This window comes from Frigoribacterium sp. CFBP 8754 (genome assembly GCF_014841815.1).
GTDB lineage: Bacteria > Actinomycetota > Actinomycetes > Actinomycetales > Microbacteriaceae > Frigoribacterium > Frigoribacterium endophyticum.
On sequence record NZ_JACYUO010000002.1, the window covers coordinates 346,828 to 363,482 of the forward strand.

Below are 16,655 nucleotides of genomic sequence, written 5' to 3' on the forward strand. Positions count from 1 at the left end.
CGCTCGAACTCTCGACCACCTGGATACGGAGTCAGCACGCAGCCCCGCCTAACTGAGGCTTACTAGATCCCCATCGGGTAGTGAACCGATGGGCGGCCAGTCCTGGCCGGCGTCAAGGTCACGGCGGCCAGCAGAACAAAGAAGCACCCGGAGGCCGCGGCCTCCGGGTGCTTCTTCTTCGCTTGGCTCATCTGCCGCCGGCATGCGACGACTCGCGCGAGAGCACGACTGGATGCCGCACCCACTGTGTCCGACCAAGAATCTGGGAAGGTCCCCGTCGTCGTGCGGGCGGGAGGCGCGGGCTAGCGGGCAGGCCAGTCGCGCTGGGTCTCGCCCAGGTACAGCTGCTGCGGGCGGCCGATCTTCGTCGTCGGGTCGCCGTTCATCTCGCGCCAGTGAGCGATCCAGCCCGGCAGGCGACCGATGGCGAAGAGCACCGTGAACATGCGGGGCGGGAAGCCCATGGCCTTGTAGATGACCCCGGTGTAGAAGTCGACGTTCGGGTAGAGCTTCCGCTCGACGAAGTAGTCGTCGGCGAGGGCGATCGCCTCGAGCTCCATCGCGATGTCGAGCAGGTCGTCCTTCACGCCGAGCGCCTCGAGCACCTCGGTGGCGCTCTCCTTCACGAGCTTGGCGCGCGGGTCGTAGTTCTTGTAGACCCGGTGGCCGAAGCCCATCAGCTTGACGCCCTCCTCCTTGTTCTTCACGCGCTCGACGAAGCGCTCGACGCCCTGGCCGCTGGCCTTGATCTCGGCGAGCATCGTCAGCACGGCCTCGTTGGCGCCGCCGTGCAGCGGCCCGTAGAGGGCGCTGATGCCGGCCGAGATCGACGAGAACATGTTCGCCTGCGTCGAGCCGACGAGGCGGACGGTCGACGTCGACGCGTTCTGCTCGTGGTCCTCGTGGAGGATGAGGAGGCGCTCGAGGGCCTTCGAGAGGACGGGGTTGACCTGGTACGGCTCGGCCATCGTGCCGAAGTTGAGCTTGAGGAAGTTGTCGACGAAGCTCAGCGAGTTGTCGGGGTAGAGGAACGCCTGGCCCAGGCTCTTCTTGTGCGCGTAGGCCGCGATGACCGGCAGCTTCGCGAGCAGCCGGACGGTCTGCAGCTCGATCTGCAGCGGGTCGGTCACGCTCATCGAGCCCTCGTAGAAGGTGCCGAGGGCGCCCACGGCGCTCGAGAGCACCGACATCGGGTGCGCGTTGTGCGGCAGGGCGTCGAAGAAGCGCCGCAGGTCTTCGTGCAGCAGCGTGTGGCGGCGGATACGAGCGTCGAAGTCGGCCAGCTCGTCGGGGGTGGGCAGCTCGCCGTAGATCAGCAGCCAGGCCGTCTCGAGGTAGGTCGAGTGCTCCGCGACCTGCTCGATCGGATAGCCCCGGTAGCGCAGGATGCCCTGGTCACCGTCGATGTAGGTGATCTTCGAGCGGGCGTTGCTGGTGTTCACGAAGCCCGTGTCGAGCGTCGTGTAGCCGGTCTGCTTGGTGAACGTCGAGATGTCGATCGACGAGGCACCCTCGGTGCTCGGCACGATCGGGAACTCGGCTGTTCCCCCCGGGAACTGCAGCGTGGCCTTCTGGGCGTCGTTGGCAGTAGTCACCCTGTCACCCTAGCGGTCGGGCCGTCGGGCGTCAGGTCGTCGGCGTCAGCTGTCGGGAGTCGGCCGTCGGGCGTCAGGCGGTGAGGCGCTCGACCGCGGCGTCGATGCGCTCGTCGGTCGTCGTCAGGGCCACGCGCACGTGCCGCCCGCCGTCGACGCCGTAGAACGTGCCCGGCGCGACGAGCACGCCCCGCTCGGCCAGCCAGGCGACGCTGGCCTCCGCCGGCTCGTCGCGGGTGGCCCAGAGGTAGAGGCCCGCCTCGCTGCGGTCGATGCGGAAGCCGGCCGCCCGGAGCGCGGGGGCGAGCCGGTCGCGGCGGGAGCGGTAGAGCTCCTTCTGTGCCGCGACGTGGGCCTCGTCGCCGAGCGCTGTGCGCATGGCCTCCTGCACGGGGGCCGGCGGCATCAGCCCGGCGTGCTTGCGCACGGAGAGCAGCTGCTGCACGACGGCGGCGTCGCCGGCCACGAACCCCGCGCGGTACCCCGCGAGGTTCGACTGCTTGCTGAGGCTGTAGACGCTGAGCACGCCCTCGCGGCTCTCGCCGACGACGCGGGGGTCGAGGATGCTCGGCGTGGGGCGGTCCGCCCACTCGCCCTCCCAGCCCAGCTCGGCGTAGCACTCGTCGCCGGCGATCACGGCGCCGAGCTCACGGGCGCGCTCGACCGCGGCGCGGAGCTGCTCGACGTCGAGCACGGCGCCGTCGGGGTTGCCGGGGCTATTCAGCCAGACGAGCCGCGTCGACCGGGGCCACTCGGCCGGGTCGTCGGAGGCGAGCACGTCGGCGCCGACGAGCGCGGCGCCGAGGGCGTAGGTCGGGTAGGCGGCCCGCGGGTGCACGATCGTGTCGCCGCGGCCGAGGCCCAGCCACAGGGCGAGGCCCGCGATGAGCTCCTTCGAGCCGATGGTCGGCAGCACCTCGGCGTCGGTGAGGCCGGGCACGCCCCGGCGACGCTCGTACCACTCCGCGATGGCGGCGCGGAGGGCGGGGGTGCCGGCCACCTGCGGGTACGCATGCGCGTCGGTGGCGGCGACCAGCGCCTCCCTCACGACCTCGGGGGTCGGGTCGACCGGCGAGCCGACGGAGAGGTCGACGATGCCGCCCTCGTGGGCCCGCGCCGTCGCGGCGTGCGCGGCGAGGGAGTCCCAGGGGAAGTCGGGCAGGTCGAGCGCCACGGCCGGGCGCCTACTCGGCGGAGCCCTGGGGCGGCAGCACGGCGATCACGGGGTGGTCCTTCGCGATGACGCCGACCTTGGCCGCGCCGCCGGGCGAGCCGATCTCGTCGAAGAACTCGACGTTGGCCTTGTAGTAGTCGGCCCACTTGTCGGGCAGGTCGTCTTCGTAGTAGATGGCCTCGACGGGGCACACCGGCTCGCAGGCACCGCAGTCGACGCACTCGTCGGGGTGGATGTAGAGCGAGCGTTCGCCCTCGTAGATGCAGTCGACGGGGCATTCGTCGATGCAGGCACGGTCCTTGACATCGACACAGGGGAGGGCGATCACGTACGTCACGTCTGGGGGGTTCCCTTCGCGTCGGGCAGAGGTTCCATCCTATCCCCGAGCGGGCTGGACGCCGGAGGCGCGGGCGGCGTCGGCGCGCCCGTCGCGTCGCGGGGCGGCAGGGTCGGCCACGCGATCACGACCATGGCGATCAGCAGGGGCCCGAACGACCAGACCAGGCCGGCGAGGTTGGCCGGCACGAGCGCGGAGCCGCCGGCCCCGGGCTGGGAGAAGACGCCCGCCGTCAGCAGCAGCCCGAGCGCGGTCATCGTCGTGACCAGGCGGGAGCGGAAGACGAGGCGGAAGCCCACGAGCAGGGCGGCGGCCATCACGAGCGACAGGACGAGGCCGACGGGCGCATCGACCCCCGCGACCGAGGTCGTGCCCTGGTGGGCGACCGTGCCGATCGCCCCGAAGACCACGCCCGCCGCGAGGGCCAGGGCCAGCGTGCCGAGGCGGCCGCCGAGGGTCATCTCGGCGAGCTCGGAGGTGGTGGCGGCCGCGTCGACCGTGCGCACCGGCTCGGGCACGGCCCGGAACGACTCGGTGTCGGGCAGCGGGTCGACGGCGCCGTGCGGGTACCGCACGCCCGCCCGGCCGCCCGGCAGGTCGACGACCTCGAGCTGCGTGCGGTAGCGGCGCAGCGCGGCCACGCGGCGCGGCGTCGTCGCCCGAACGTCGACCGTGGTCACCGTCGCGTCGGCCGCGAGCGCCTCGGCCTCGGCGCCCGTGGCCTGGTCGGCCCCGGCGACGACGGCGAAGAAGGGCACCTCGGCGAGGCGCGCGACGCGGACGGCCGCGCGGTTGGCGCGCACGTGGTCGGGGTGGTGGTAGCCGCCGTCCTCGTCGTAGCTGACGATCGCGGTGGGCCGCACGCTGTCGACGACGGCCTGCAGGTCGGAGACGATCTCGCCGAACTCGGCGGCGCAGAACGCCTGCGGGTGCAGGTCGGGCGTCGGCCCCGCGACGCCGTCGGAGCGCCACACCATGCCGCTGTCGCGGTACGCCCGCGACGGCAGGCCCGCGGTGCGGGCGGCCGGGTCGCCGAGGAACCGTTGGTCGCGGACGCCCAGCTCGCGGAGGGCCTCCGCGATCTCGCCCTCGCGGTGCACGGCCAGCCCCGCCTCGTCGCCGCGGAGGCGGGCGAGGTCGTCGGGCAGGACCTCGCCGAGCTCGCCGCGCGTGCAGGTCACGACCGTCACCTGGGCGCCGGAGTCGAGCAGGGAGGCGATGGTGCCGCCGGTCGTGATCGTCTCGTCGTCGGGGTGGGCGTGCACGAGCAGCACGTGCTCGCGGGCCGCGGGGCCGCTCGCGGGCGCGGCCGAGGAGGAGGCGCCGGGAGCCGGGCGGGGGTCGGCCGGGGCCGTGCCGGGAGGAGTCATCACTGGACAGGATATGCCGAGCGACACTAGGGTCGGTTCGCGCTGAGGCTTCCCTTAGTTAGGCAAGCCTCACCATACCGGTTCGTCCGGTCGGACCCGCATCGACGCGACGGCCCCCGTCGCCCCGACGGACCGGCCCGCCGTCCCCCACCCGAAAGCCGCACCTGTGCTCGCGAACTACCTCATCGGACTCCGTGAGGGCCTCGAGGCCGCCCTCGTCGTCGGCATCCTCGTCGCCTACCTCGTCAAGGTCGACCGTCGTGACGTCCTCCCCCGACTCTGGGCCGGGGTCGCCGCCGCCGTCGTCCTCTCGCTCGGGTTCGGCGCCCTCCTCACCTTCGGCGCCTACGGGCTGACCTTCCAGGCCCAGGAGATCATCGGAGGCGGCCTGTCGGTCGTCGCCGTGGCCTTCGTCACCTGGATGGTGTTCTGGATGGCGCGCACGGCCCGCAGCATGCGCGGCGAGCTGGAGTCCGGCCTCGACCGCGCGCTCGCGGGCGGCGCCTGGGCCGTCGTCGTGCTCGGCGTCGTCTCGGTCGGCCGGGAGGGGCTCGAGACGGCCCTGTTCGTCTGGGCGACCGTCCAGTCGACCGGCGGCGGCGACGCCCCGGTGCTCGGCGCCCTCCTCGGCATCCTCACCGCGGTCGCGATCGAGGTGCTCATCTTCCGCGGGGTCGTCCGCGTCGACCTCCGCCGCTTCTTCGCCGTCACCGGCTACCTGCTCGTCGTCGTGGCGGCCGGGGTGCTCGCCTACGGCGTCGGCGACCTCCAGGAGGCCGGCGTGCTGCCCGGCCGCACGGCCCTCGCCTTCGACGTCAGCGCCGCCGTGCCGCCGACCAGCTGGTGGGGCACGCTGCTGCAGGGCCTCGTGAACTTCACCGCGACTCCCAGCTGGCTGCAGGTGGCCGCCTGGCTCGCCTACCTCGCCGTGGTGCTGCCGCTCTTCACCGCCGCCACCCGCGGGCCCCGCCGGGCGCCCCGCGCCTCCGGCACCGCCGACGCCGTCGACCCCGACGCCGCGGCCACCGACCCCTCGACCACCGCCCCCACCACCGCAGGAGCCCCCCGATGACCGCTCGCCCCCTCGCCCTCGGAGCCGGAGCGCTGCTCACCGCCCTCGCCCTCACCGGCTGCGTCGCCAACTCCCCCGGCGGGTCGGCCACGGCCGGCGCCACGACCGTCTCCGTCCAGGGCGACGGCGACCGCTGCGAGGTCTCGGCGACCTCGGTGCCGAGCGGCCCCGTGACCTTCACCATGACCAACGCGGGCAGCGACGAGACCGAGTTCGAGCTGCTCGGCGACGACGGCCTCCGCATCGTCAGCGAGAAGGAGAACATCGGGCCGGGCACGACGGCCTCGATCACCGTCGCCGTGCAGCCGGGCGACTACTACACCGCCTGCATCCCCGGCCTCGTCGGCGAGGGCGTCCGTGCGCCGTTCACCGTCACCGACTCCGGCACGGCCGTGACGCCGGTCGGCACGGAGAAGGAGCAGGTCGACGCGGCCGCCGCCGCGTACGTCGCCTACGTCGACGACCAGGTCGGCCAGCTCGTGCCGGCGACCCAGGCCTTCCTCGACGCGTACCGCGCCGGCGACGACGCGACGGCCCGGTCGCTCTACCCCTCCGCGCGCGCCCACTACGAGCGCATCGAGCCCGTGGCCGAGTCGTTCGGCGACCTCGACCCGAAGATCGACTTCCGCGAGGCGGACGTCGAGCCGGGCACCGAGTGGACGGGCTGGCACCGCATCGAGAAGGACCTCTGGCAGCCGACGGCCGACGACAACGGCGGCGAGGCGTACGTGCCCCTGACGCCTGAGGAGCGAGGGCGCTTCGCCGACCTGCTCACCGCCGACACGGCCGACCTGCAGGCCGCCGTCACCGCCCCGGACTTCACCGTCGGCATCGACATGATCAGCAACGGCGCCGTCGGCCTGATGGACGAGGTGGCGACCGGCAAGATCACCGGCGAGGAGGAGATCTGGTCGCACACCGACCTCTACGACTTCCAGGCCAACCTCGAGGGCGCCCGCGTCGCCTACGAGGGCGTCCGCGACATCGTCGCCGAGAAGGACCCTGAGCTCACCGACCGGATCGACGGGAAGCTCGCCGCGCTCGAGGAGCTGCTCGCCTCGTACGGCAGCCTCGACGCCGGCTTCCCGAGCTACACGGAGCTCACCACGGCCGACACCAAGTCGCTCAGCGACGCCGTCAACGCGCTCAGCGAGCCCCTCAGCGAGCTCACCGCCGCGCTGGTGAGCTGACGGGCGGCCGGGCGTGACGGACGACGAGCGGCACGACGAGCAGCACGAGGGCACGGCCCCGGGCTCGGGCGAGGCACGCGCCCCCCGCGGCGGCATCTCCCGGCGGGGCCTGCTCGGCCTGCTGGGCACGGGCGTGGGCGCGGGGGTGCTCGGCGCCGGGGTCGGGGTCGGGGCCGACCGCGCCGTCCAGGCCCACGCGACGGGCGCCTCCGGCGCGTCCGCCCGCTACCCCTTCGCCGGCCGTCACCAGTCGGGCATCGTCACCGCCGCCCAGGACCGCCTGCACTTCGCCTCGTTCGACATGGCCGGGGGCACGACGCGTGACGACCTCGTGTCGCTGCTCCGCGACTGGAGCGCGGCGGCGGCCCGCCTGACCCAGGGCCTCGACGTGAGCGAGGCCGGCTCCGTCGGCGGGTCGCCGCTCGCTCCCCCGGACGACACCGGGGAGGCGCTGGGCCTGCCCGCGGCCGGGCTCACCGTGACCATCGGGTTCGGCCCGACCCTCTTCACCGACGCGACCGGCGCCGACCGCTACGGCATCGCCTCCCGACGGCCCGCCGCCCTCGTCGACCTGCCGCACTTCTCGGGCGACCAGCTCGTCGAGGCCCTGACCGGCGGCGACCTCTGCGTGCAGGCGTGCAGCGACGACCCGCAGGTCGCGGTGCACGCCATCCGCAACCTCTCGCGCATCGCCTTCGGCCGGGCCTCCCTCCGGTGGTCGCAGCTCGGCTTCGGCCGCACCTCGTCGACGACCCGCGGCCAGAGCACGCCCCGCAACCTGTTCGGCTTCAAGGACGGCACGGCCAACCTCAAGGCCGAGGACACCGCGGCGGTCGAGGAGGGCGTCTGGGCCGCGGGCTCGGACGGCAGCGCGTGGATGGACGGCGGCTCGTACCTCGTCGCCCGCAAGATCCGCATGACGATCGAGACGTGGGACCACGCGTCGCTGGCCGAGCAGCAGACCGTGGTCGGCCGCGACAAGCGCGACGGAGCGCCGCTCTCCGGCGGCGACGAGTTCACCGCGCCCGACTTCTCGGCCGCGGCGACGGACGGCTCGGGGCCCGCCATCGCGCGGGACTCGCACGTCGCCCTCGCCCACCCCGACCAGAACGGCGGAGCGACCCTGCTGCGCCGCGGCTACAACTTCGTCGACGGCAACGACCAGCTCGGGCGGCTCGACGCCGGGCTGTTCTTCCTGTGCTTCCAGCGCGACCCGCGGCGGCAGTTCGTGCCGATCCAGACCGCCCTGGCCAGGAACGACCGGATGAACGAGTACCTCAAGCACGTCGGCTCGGCGATCTTCGCCGTGCCGCCGGGCGCGTCGGAGGGCGGCTGGGTCGGCGAGACCCTGCTCGGCTGAGCGGCGCGGTCTCCCGGGGCGATCGTCACCGCGCCGGCTGCGGCGCCTAGACGGGCGTGACGACGTAGGTCGCCAGCACCGCGCCGTCAGAGGCCTGCGTCGTGATCGTGAGCACGACGCGGTACGTCGGGCCGGTGAACGTGCCGAGCGCGGTGTCGGCGTCGACGTTCACCCCCGCGGCGGAGTACCCGGCCGCCTCGAGCGCCGCCTGGGCCGTCGCGAAGTCGTCGAGGCTCGCCACGGCGAGCTGCGCGACCCAGCCCGAGCCGTCGGGCCCCGCGCCTCCCCCGCGCACCGTGCCGTCGAGCAGCGGCACCTCGGCGGGGAACGACTCGGGCAGGGTGCCGTCGGTCGAGACGCTGGCGCCGCCGAGGGCCTCGCTGACGGCGTCGCCGACGGCGCCCTCGACCGTGCCGCGCACGCTCTCGACGCCCTGGTCGACGGCGCTGCCCACGACGTTGTCGAGCGAGCTGCAGGCGGTGAGCCCGCCGACGAGCCCGGCAGCGAGCAACAGGCCGGTGGCGGAGCGGACGAGGCGGGTGCGGGCGGGGCGGGCCGGTGTCGAGGTCACGCGACGACCGTAGCGGCCGCGACTGGGCGACGTCGTAGAACGTGCGGCGGGTGCACCCACCGGGCCCCCGGACGACGGGAGGCGCCCCACCGGCCGGTGGGGCGCCTCCTGACGGCGTTCTGTGCGGAGCGCTACGCGTTCTGCTTCTTCAGGCGAGCGGTGCTGCGCTGGCGGGCGCTGGCGTCGAGCTCGACCTTGCGGATGCGGATCGCGTCGGGGGTGACCTCGACGCACTCGTCGTCACCGGCGAACTCGAGGGCCTCCTCGAGCGAGAGCACCTTGGAGGGCGTCATCGACTCGAAGTTGTCGGCCGTCGACTGACGCATGTTGGTCAGCTTCTTCTCCTTGGTGATGTTGACGTCCATGTCGTCGGCGCGCGAGTTCTCGCCCACGACCATGCCCTCGTAGACCTCTTCGGTCGGCTGCACGAAGAACGACATGCGCTCCTGCAGGTTGATGATCGCGAAGGGGGTGACGACGCCGGAGCGGTCGGCGATGATCGAGCCGTTGGTGCGGGTCGAGATCTCGCCGGCCCAGGGGCCGTAGCCGTGGCTGATGCCGTTGGCGATGCCGGTGCCGCGCGTGTCGGTGAGGAACTGCGTGCGGAAGCCGATCAGGCCGCGCGAGGGGACGATGAACTCCATGCGGACCCAGCCCGAGCCGTGGTTCGCCATGTTCTCCATGCGGCCCTTGCGGGCGGCCATCAGCTGCGTGACGGCGCCGAGGTACTCGTCGGGCACGTCGATGGTCATGTGCTCGAAGGGCTCCTGCAGCTTGCCGTTCTCGTCACGACGGGTGACGACCTGCGGCTTACCGACGGTGAGCTCGAAGCCCTCGCGGCGCATCTGCTCGACGAGGATGGCCAGCGCGAGCTCGCCGCGGCCCTGGACCTCCCACGCGTCGGGGCGTCCGATGTCGACGACCTTGAGCGAGACGTTGCCGACCAGCTCGCGGTCGAGGCGGTCCTTGACCATGCGGGCGGTCAGCTTGTGGCCCTTGACCTTGCCGATGATCGGCGAGGTGTTCGTGCCGATGGTCATCGAGATGGCCGGGTCGTCGACCGTGATGGTCGGCAGCGGGCGGACGTCTTCAGGGTCGGAGAGGGTCTCGCCGATGGTGATCGTGTCGAAGCCGGCGACGGCGACGATGTCGCCGGGGCCCGCGCTCTCGGCCGGGTAGCGGCTGAGGGCCTTCGTCACCAGGAGCTCGGTGATGCGCGCGTTCTGCACGGTGCCGTCGGACTTGACCCAGGCGACGGTCTGGCCCTTCTGCAGGGTGCCGTGGAAGACGCGGAGGAGCGCGAGGCGGCCGAGGAACGGCGAGGCGTCGAGGTTGGTGACGTGCGCCTGCAGCGGGTGCTCGTCGTCGTAGCGCGGCGCCGGCACGTGGGTGAGGATCGCGTCGAAGAGCGGCTCGAGGTCGTCGTTGTCGGGCAGCGAGCCGTCGGCGGGCTTGTTCGTCGACGCGGCGCCGTTGCGGCCCGAGGCGTAGACGACGGGCACGTTGAGGATGGCGTCGAGGTCGAGGTCCTCCACCTCTTCGCTCAGGTCGCTGGCGAGGCCGAGGAGGAGGTCCTGGCTCTCGGCCACGACCTCGTCGATGCGCGCGTCGGGGCGGTCGGTCTTGTTGACCAGCAGGATGACGGGCAGCTTGGCCGCGAGGGCCTTGCGGAGCACGAAGCGCGTCTGGGGCAGCGGGCCCTCGGACGCGTCGACGAGCAGCACGACGCCGTCGACCATCGAGAGGCCGCGCTCGACCTCGCCGCCGAAGTCGGCGTGGCCGGGGGTGTCGATGACGTTGATCGTGATCGGGCCGTCGGTCGCGTGGGCACCGTTGTAGAGCACCGAGGTGTTCTTCGCGAGGATCGTGATGCCCTTCTCGCGCTCGAGCTCGTTGCCGTCCATCATGCGGTCTTCGGTGTCGAAGTGCGCGTCGAACGAGTTGGTCTGCTTGAGCATGGCGTCGACGAGGGTCGTCTTGCCGTGGTCGACGTGGGCCACGATCGCCACGTTGCGCAGGTCGCTGCGGATGGCAGTCGCCATGGATGTATTCCTTACGAAAGAGTGAGGGGGGAAGTGGTCGGGACGAAGCCCGGCCCGATCAGTCTACGGCACGTGGTAAAGGGGACGAGCGTTGTCCCCTACAAGGCCCCTTGCCCGGCCCGACGGGTACTGCGATCGTGCAAGGAGCGGGCGCAGGGCCTGCACGAACGGAGGACACCATGAACAGGCGAATCGCCTCGGCACTGCTCGGACTCGGCCTCGTCGCGGGGGCCCTCACGGTCCCTGCCGCTGCACAGGCGGCCGTCTCGAGCACCTCCCCCGGCTACTCGTCGCTCACCGCCTGCAACGCCGGCGCGAGGACGTACCGCCAGACCGGCCTGACGATCACCTCGGCCTGCAAGTACTACAACGGCTCGGGCACCTGGAACTTCACCTACTCGGCCTGACGCCCGCCGACGACGGCGAAGGGCCCCACCTCGCGGTGGGGCCCTTCGTTGTCTCCGCCCGCAGCGGCTGCGCCCGCGGCGGGTACGCCCGCGGCGGGACCGGCCTCAGCGGCCGAACTCGAAGTGCGCGCCGGGGATGGCCTCGAGCAGCTCGCGCGTGTACTGCTTCGACGGCTGCGCGAAGATGTCGTCGGTGGTGCCCGACTCGACGATGCGCCCCTTCTGCATGACCGCGACGTTGTCGGCGATGAGCCGGACGACGGCGAGGTCGTGCGTGATGAAGAGGTACGTGAGGCCGAGCTCGGTCTGCAGGTCGGTCAGCAGGTCGAGGATCTGGCCCTGCACGAGCACGTCGAGCGCCGAGACGGCCTCGTCGAGCACGATGACGTCGGGCTTCAGCGCCAGGGCGCGCGCCACGGCGATGCGCTGACGCTGACCGCCCGACAGCTCGTTCGGGTACCGGTTGACCGTCGAGGCGGGCAGCGAGACCTGGTCGAGCAGCTCCCGGACACGGGCTTGACGGCTCGCCCGGTCGCCGATGCCGTGCGTCGCCAGAGGCTCGGCAATCGTGTTGCCCACGCTGTACATGGGGTCGAGCGATCCATACGGATCCTGGAAGACCGGCTGCACGCGGCGGCGGAAGTCGAAGAGCTCCTTGCCGCGCAGGGCGCCGACGTTCTGCCCGCCGATCGACACCGTGCCCGACGTGATCGACTCGAGCTGCAGCACGAGCTTCGCGACCGTCGACTTGCCGGAGCCCGATTCGCCGACGAGCGCCATGGTGGTGCCCTTCGGGATGCGGAACGAGACCTCGTCGACTGCCTTGAGCTCGGTCGTCTTGAAGCCGCCCTGACGGATGCGGTACGTCTTTGACAGCGAGTCGACGGTGATGTAGTCGGCGGCGGCCTTGCCGGCCTCCTCGCGCTGGTGAGCGCGGGCGATCAGCTCGGCGTCGTCCGACCCGGCGGCTGTCACGGCGAGGTCCGCGGTCGAGGCGGGCTCGATCGTCGACTGGATGCGACGACTCGCGAGGCTCGGGGCCGCCGCGACCAGGCGCTTCGTGTACGGGTGCTGCGGGTTCGCCAGGATCTCTTTCGAGGGACCTGACTCGACGACGCGGCCCTTGTACATCACGACGAGCTTCTCGGCGCGCTCGGCCGCGAGGCCGAGGTCGTGCGTGATGAAGAGCACCGAGGTGCCGTAGTCGCGGGTCAGGCTCTCGAGGTGGTCGAGGATGCGTCGCTGCACGGTCACGTCGAGGGCCGAGGTCGGCTCGTCGGCGATGAGCAGCTTCGGGCGCGACGACAGGCCGATGCCGATCAGCACGCGCTGGCGCATGCCTCCCGAGAACTGGTGCGGGAACTGCTTGAGGCGCTGGTCGGCGTCGCCGAGCCCGGCCTCCTTGAGCACCTCGATCGCTCGGGCACGGACCGCCTGCTTGCCGGTGGCGATGCCGTTCGCACGGATTGCCTCCTCCACCTGGAAGCCGATGCTCCACACGGGGTTGAGGTTCGACATCGGGTCCTGCGGGACATAGCCGATCTCACGACCGCGGATGGCCTGCATCTCGGCGGCGGAGGCCTTCGTGAGGTCCTTCCCGTCGAAGAGGATCTGCCCGCCGGTGACCTTGCCGGTGCCGGGGAGCAGGTCGATGATCGACGTGGCCGTCGTCGACTTGCCGGAGCCCGACTCGCCGACGATGGCGAGGCTCTCGCCCTGGCGCATCGTGATGTCGACCCCGCGCACGGCGTCGATGTAGCCCGCCTGCGTCTTGAAGCCGATCTTCAGGCCCTTGATCTCGAGCAGCGGAGCGCCGGGCTCGCCGGCGCGCTCTGCCCGGGGGCTCGTGGTGGTCTCGGAGGTCATCGGCGTGCCCTCGCTTTCGGGTCGAGGGCGTCGCGCACGACGTCGCCCATGAGGAGGAACGAGAGCACGGTCACGGACAGCGCGGCGGCAGGCCAGAACAGGGGCGCCGGCGAGACCCGCAGCGACGTGCGCGCGGCGTTGATGTCGTTGCCCCACGACATGGTGCTCGGCGGCAGACCGATGCCGAGGAACGACAGCGTCGCCTCGGCGACGATGAACGTCCCGAGCGACACGGTCGCCACGACGATCACCGGGGTGATGGCGTTCGGCACGACGTGGCGGAGCAGGATGCGGAACCGGGAGACGCCGAGCGCGGCCGAGGCGGTGACGTAGTCGCTGCCGCGGGCGCTCAGCACCGATCCGCGCATGACGCGGGCGATCTGCGGCCAGGCGAACACCGACAGCACCAGCGCCACCGTGAGGGGCGTGCGCGTGGGCAGGATCGACATGAGCACGATGGCGCCGAGCACCGTGGGGATGGCGAAGAAGATGTCGCCGATGCGCGAGACGATCGCGTCGAGCCAGCCGCCGTAGAACCCGGCGAGCGAACCGATCACGATGCCGACCAGCGTCACGATGATGGTCGCGAGCAGGCCCACCGTCAGCGATGCGCGTGTGCCCCAGATGATGCGCGAGAAGACGTCGGCGCCCTGCAGCGTGAAGCCGAGCAGGTGACCGCTCTCGCCGCCTTGGTTGCTCTTGGTCAGCTCCGCGGCGCGCGGGTCGACGCTCGTGAAGAGGCCGGGGAACAGGGCGACCACGACGACGACGAGGATCAGGCCGGCGGCGATCCAGAAGGTCGGACGACGCTTCATGCTGTCCCACGCGTCATTCCAGCTGCTGCGCGGCTTCTCGGACTCGTCGATCGCGTCGACGGCCCGGACGGGCGTCTCCTCGAGATCGGCGACGAAGTGGTCGGCGGAGAGTGCCGACGAGTCGTTACTTGGCATAGCGGATCCTCGGGTCGAGAAGGGCGTAGAGGAGGTCGACGAGCAGGTTGGCCAGCATGAAGATGATGACCATCACCGCGACGAACGACACGACGGTCGGGCCCTCGCCGAGCGTGATGGCGCGGTAGACCGTGCCTCCTACGCCCTGGATGTTGAAGATGCCCTCGGTGACGATGGCGCCCACCATCAGGGAGCCGATGTCGACGCCGAGGTATGTCACCACCGGCACGAGCGAGTTGCGGAGGATGTGCACTGTGACGACGCGACGCCGCGTGAGGCCCTTGGCCGAGGCGGTGCGGACGAAGTCGGCGCTGGAGTTCTCCGCGACGGAGGCGCGGGTCAGGCGGACGATGTACGCGAACGACACCGACGCGAGCACGATCGCCGGAAGCACGAGCTCGGACCACGGCGCCTGGCTGCTGACCGTCGTGCGGAACAGGCCCAGCTGGATGCCGAAGACGTACTGCAGCAGGAAGCCGATGACGAAGGTCGGGACGGAGATGAGCAGGAGGCTCACGACCAGGGCGCTCGTGTCGAAGAGCTTGCCCTTGCGGAGGCCCGCGACGAGACCCACCACGATGCCGGCGACGGCCTCGAAGACGAGGGCGAGCATGGCCAGGCGGAACGTGATCGGGAACGCCCGCACCAGCTCGTCGGCCACGGGGCGGCCGGAGAACGTGGTGCCCAGGTCGCCCGTGAACAGCCCGCCGATGTAGAGCAGGTACTGCACGATGAACGGCTTGTCGAGGTTGTACTCGGCCCGGATGGCATCGATGACGGCCGGGCTCGGGGTCTTGTCGCCGAAGAGCGCGGCGACGGGATCGCCGGGGAGGGCGAAGACCATGAAGTAGATGAGGAACGTCGCCCCGAAGAAGACGGGGATCAGTTGGAGGAGCCGGCGCCCGGTGTACCAGAGCATCAGGCCTCCTCAGACGTCTGCGCGTGCATCGATGTCGCAATCATGAGAGTGGTTCGGGAAAAAGGGCCGTGACGCCCGCCGAGGGGCCCGGACAGTGTGGACACTGCCCGGACCCCTCGTGAGCGCCGGTCGAGCGCGGTGCGGCTCGACCCTACTTGGTGATGTCCGAGTAGAGCGGGACCGAGTCCCAGCCGTAGACGACGTTGCTGACCGTGTCGGCCCAGACGCCGTTCACGTTGGCGTACCACAGCGGGACGATGGGGAGGTCCTCGAGGAGGATCTCCTGCGCCTTCTGGTAGTAGCCATTCGCCTCGTCGACGTCGCTGGCCGCGCTGCCCTTGGCGAGCAGCTCGTCGAACTCAGGGTTCGAGTACTTGCCGTCGTTCGAGCTGGCGTTGGTGGCCATCGTCGGCGACAGGAAGTTGTACAGCGACGGGTAGTCGGCCTGCCAGCCGGAGCGGAAGGCCCCAGTCATGGCGCCGCCCGAGGCATCGGTGCGGAACTCGGCGAAAGTCGGGTAGGGCTTGCCCTCGGCCTTGATGCCCAGCGTCTTGGCGATGCTGTTGGTCGTGGCGTCGACCCACTCCTGGTGGCCGCCGTCCGAGTTGTAGCCGATGGTGAACACGGTGTCGCCGTAGGGCGAGATCGCGTCGGCCTGGTCCCAGAGGTCCTTCGCCTTGTCGGCGTCGAACGAGAGGACGTCCTCGCCCTTCAGCTCGTCGGTGTAGCCGGGGATGACGGGGGACGTGAAGTCCTTGGCGGGGGTGCGCGTGCCCTGGAAGATGACCTTGGTCACGTCGTCGCGGTTGATGGCCATCGAGATGGCCTGGCGACGCAGCTTGCCCTCTTCGTCGTCACCGAAGTGCGCGAGGTACTGGGGGATGGTCATGCCCTGGAAGACGGCCGCCGGCTGGTTGGTGTTCGTGTCCGGGAAGTCGCTCTGGTACGTCTGGAACGCCGCCGGGCCGATCTGGTCGAGCACGTCGAGGTTGCCGCCCTGCACGTCGGCGTAGGCCGAGTCCAGCGAGGTGTAGAAGTTGATGTCGAGCCCGCCGTTCTTCGGCTTGCGGTTGCCGTCGTAGTCGGGGTTCGTCACCAGCTTGATGCCCTGGTTGTGGGTCCAGGCGCCCTCGCCGTCGAGCATGTAGGGGCCGTTGCCGACGGGGTTCTCGCCGAAGGCGGCCGGGTCGGCGTAGAACGACTCGGGCAGCGGCGAGTAGGCCGAGTAGCCGAGGCGCAGCGGGAAGTCGGCCTCGGGGGCCGACAGCTCGACGGTGAACTCGGTGGGGCTGACCACGGTCAGGGCGAGGTCGCTCTGGGCGGTGTCGTCGTAGCCCTTGAAGTTCTCGAAGAACGAGGCGCCCGAGGAGGTGGCCGCGTTGTCGAAGCTCGCGGCCCAGTTCCAGGCCTTCGTGAAGGACTCGGAGGTGACGTCGGTGCCGTCGGTGAACTTCCAGCCGTCCTTGAGCTTGACGGTCCAGAGGGTGGCGTCGTCGCTCTCGATGCTGTCGGCGACCTCGTTCTTCGTCGTGCCGTCAGCGTTGTAGCTGATGAGACCCGAGAAGATCGAGGTGACGATGCGGCCGCCGCCGGTCTCCGTGGTGTCGGAGGGGATCAGCGGGTTCTCCGGCTCGGTGCCGTTCGTCGAGATGATGGCGCTGGAGTCGCCCGAGGCGGAGTCGCCCGAGTCCCCACCGCTGGCGCAGCCCGTGAGGACGAGTGCTGCCGTCCCCACGACGGCGATGGCCCCGAGGCCCATGCGCGTCTTCTTCAATGTTCCTCCTGATGCAAGAAAGGACGCA

The 16,655-nt window shown here is 71.2% G+C and carries 14 protein-coding genes; 4 read left to right on the forward strand and 10 right to left on the reverse strand.

Annotated features, from left to right (window positions below):
- Nucleotides 1-302: 302 nt before the first annotated feature.
- The 4 genes from IFT72_RS08125 to IFT72_RS08140 form a co-directional block, all read right to left on the reverse strand.
- Complete coding sequence (locus tag IFT72_RS08125; RefSeq protein WP_192046098.1) at nt 303-1,595, reverse strand: citrate synthase; 1,293 nt, start codon at nt 1,593-1,595, stop codon at nt 303-305.
- A gap of 73 nt (nt 1,596-1,668) precedes the next feature.
- Nucleotides 1,669-2,769 carry a succinyldiaminopimelate transaminase gene (gene dapC / locus IFT72_RS08130; protein ID WP_192046099.1) on the reverse strand — a complete coding sequence of 367 codons (1,101 nt, stop codon included), beginning with the start codon at nt 2,767-2,769 and terminating at the stop codon, nt 1,669-1,671.
- Between the two features lie 10 nt (nt 2,770-2,779).
- A complete protein-coding gene (fdxA, locus tag IFT72_RS08135) occupies nt 2,780-3,106 on the reverse strand; it encodes a ferredoxin (RefSeq protein WP_056056561.1) in 327 nt (108 codons plus the stop codon).
- A complete protein-coding gene (locus tag IFT72_RS08140) occupies nt 3,103-4,476 on the reverse strand; it encodes a PIG-L family deacetylase (protein ID WP_192046100.1) in 1,374 nt (457 codons plus the stop codon). Before IFT72_RS08140 ends, fdxA begins: the two co-directional genes overlap by 4 nt.
- Before the next feature lie 166 nt (nt 4,477-4,642).
- Between IFT72_RS08140 and efeU the strand changes: the two genes are divergently transcribed.
- From efeU to efeB, 3 genes are read left to right on the forward strand one after another with little or no spacing between them, the layout of a single operon-like run.
- Complete coding sequence (efeU, locus tag IFT72_RS08145; protein WP_192046101.1) at nt 4,643-5,548, forward strand: iron uptake transporter permease EfeU; 906 nt, start codon at nt 4,643-4,645, stop codon at nt 5,546-5,548.
- On the forward strand, nt 5,545-6,738 hold the full coding sequence (efeO, locus tag IFT72_RS08150; protein WP_192046102.1) for an iron uptake system protein EfeO: 1,194 nt from the start codon (nt 5,545-5,547) through the stop codon (nt 6,736-6,738). The genes efeU and efeO overlap by 4 nt, the downstream gene beginning before the upstream one ends.
- A 13-nt stretch (nt 6,739-6,751) precedes the next feature.
- Entirely contained in the window at nt 6,752-8,098 is a 1,347-nt protein-coding gene (efeB, locus tag IFT72_RS08155) for an iron uptake transporter deferrochelatase/peroxidase subunit (RefSeq protein ID WP_192046103.1), read from the forward strand.
- A 46-nt stretch (nt 8,099-8,144) separates the two neighbouring features.
- Here efeB and IFT72_RS08160 read toward each other — a convergent pair whose 3' ends face one another.
- Together IFT72_RS08160 and typA are read right to left on the reverse strand one after the other, a co-directional pair.
- Nucleotides 8,145-8,669: a hypothetical protein gene (locus IFT72_RS08160; RefSeq protein WP_056056570.1), complete on the reverse strand. Its 525-nt coding sequence runs from the start codon at nt 8,667-8,669 to the stop codon at nt 8,145-8,147.
- A gap of 131 nt (nt 8,670-8,800) precedes the next feature.
- Nucleotides 8,801-10,711, reverse strand: a complete 1,911-nt coding sequence (gene typA, locus IFT72_RS08165; protein ID WP_056056572.1) for a translational GTPase TypA — start codon at nt 10,709-10,711, stop codon at nt 8,801-8,803.
- A gap of 179 nt (nt 10,712-10,890) precedes the next feature.
- Here typA and IFT72_RS08170 point away from each other — a divergent pair, with 179 nt between their 5' ends.
- A complete protein-coding gene (locus IFT72_RS08170) occupies nt 10,891-11,118 on the forward strand; it encodes a hypothetical protein (RefSeq protein ID WP_192046104.1) in 228 nt (75 codons plus the stop codon).
- A gap of 105 nt (nt 11,119-11,223) precedes the next feature.
- Here IFT72_RS08170 and IFT72_RS08175 read toward each other — a convergent pair whose 3' ends face one another.
- The 4 genes from IFT72_RS08175 to IFT72_RS08190 form a co-directional block, all read right to left on the reverse strand.
- The gene (locus tag IFT72_RS08175; protein ID WP_192046105.1) at nt 11,224-12,984 is read right to left on the reverse strand and encodes an ABC transporter ATP-binding protein; all 1,761 of its coding nucleotides are present in this window, start codon (nt 12,982-12,984) and stop codon (nt 11,224-11,226) included.
- A complete protein-coding gene (locus IFT72_RS08180; protein WP_192046106.1) occupies nt 12,981-13,934 on the reverse strand; it encodes an ABC transporter permease in 954 nt (317 codons plus the stop codon). Before IFT72_RS08180 ends, IFT72_RS08175 begins: the two co-directional genes overlap by 4 nt.
- On the reverse strand, nt 13,924-14,853 hold the full coding sequence (locus tag IFT72_RS08185; protein ID WP_192046107.1) for an ABC transporter permease: 930 nt from the start codon (nt 14,851-14,853) through the stop codon (nt 13,924-13,926). Before IFT72_RS08185 ends, IFT72_RS08180 begins: the two co-directional genes overlap by 11 nt.
- Before the next feature lie 151 nt (nt 14,854-15,004).
- Nucleotides 15,005-16,627 (reverse strand): ABC transporter substrate-binding protein, encoded by a 1,623-nt coding sequence (locus IFT72_RS08190; protein WP_192046108.1) that lies wholly within the window; start codon nt 16,625-16,627, stop codon nt 15,005-15,007.
- Nucleotides 16,628-16,655: the final 28 nt, after the last annotated feature.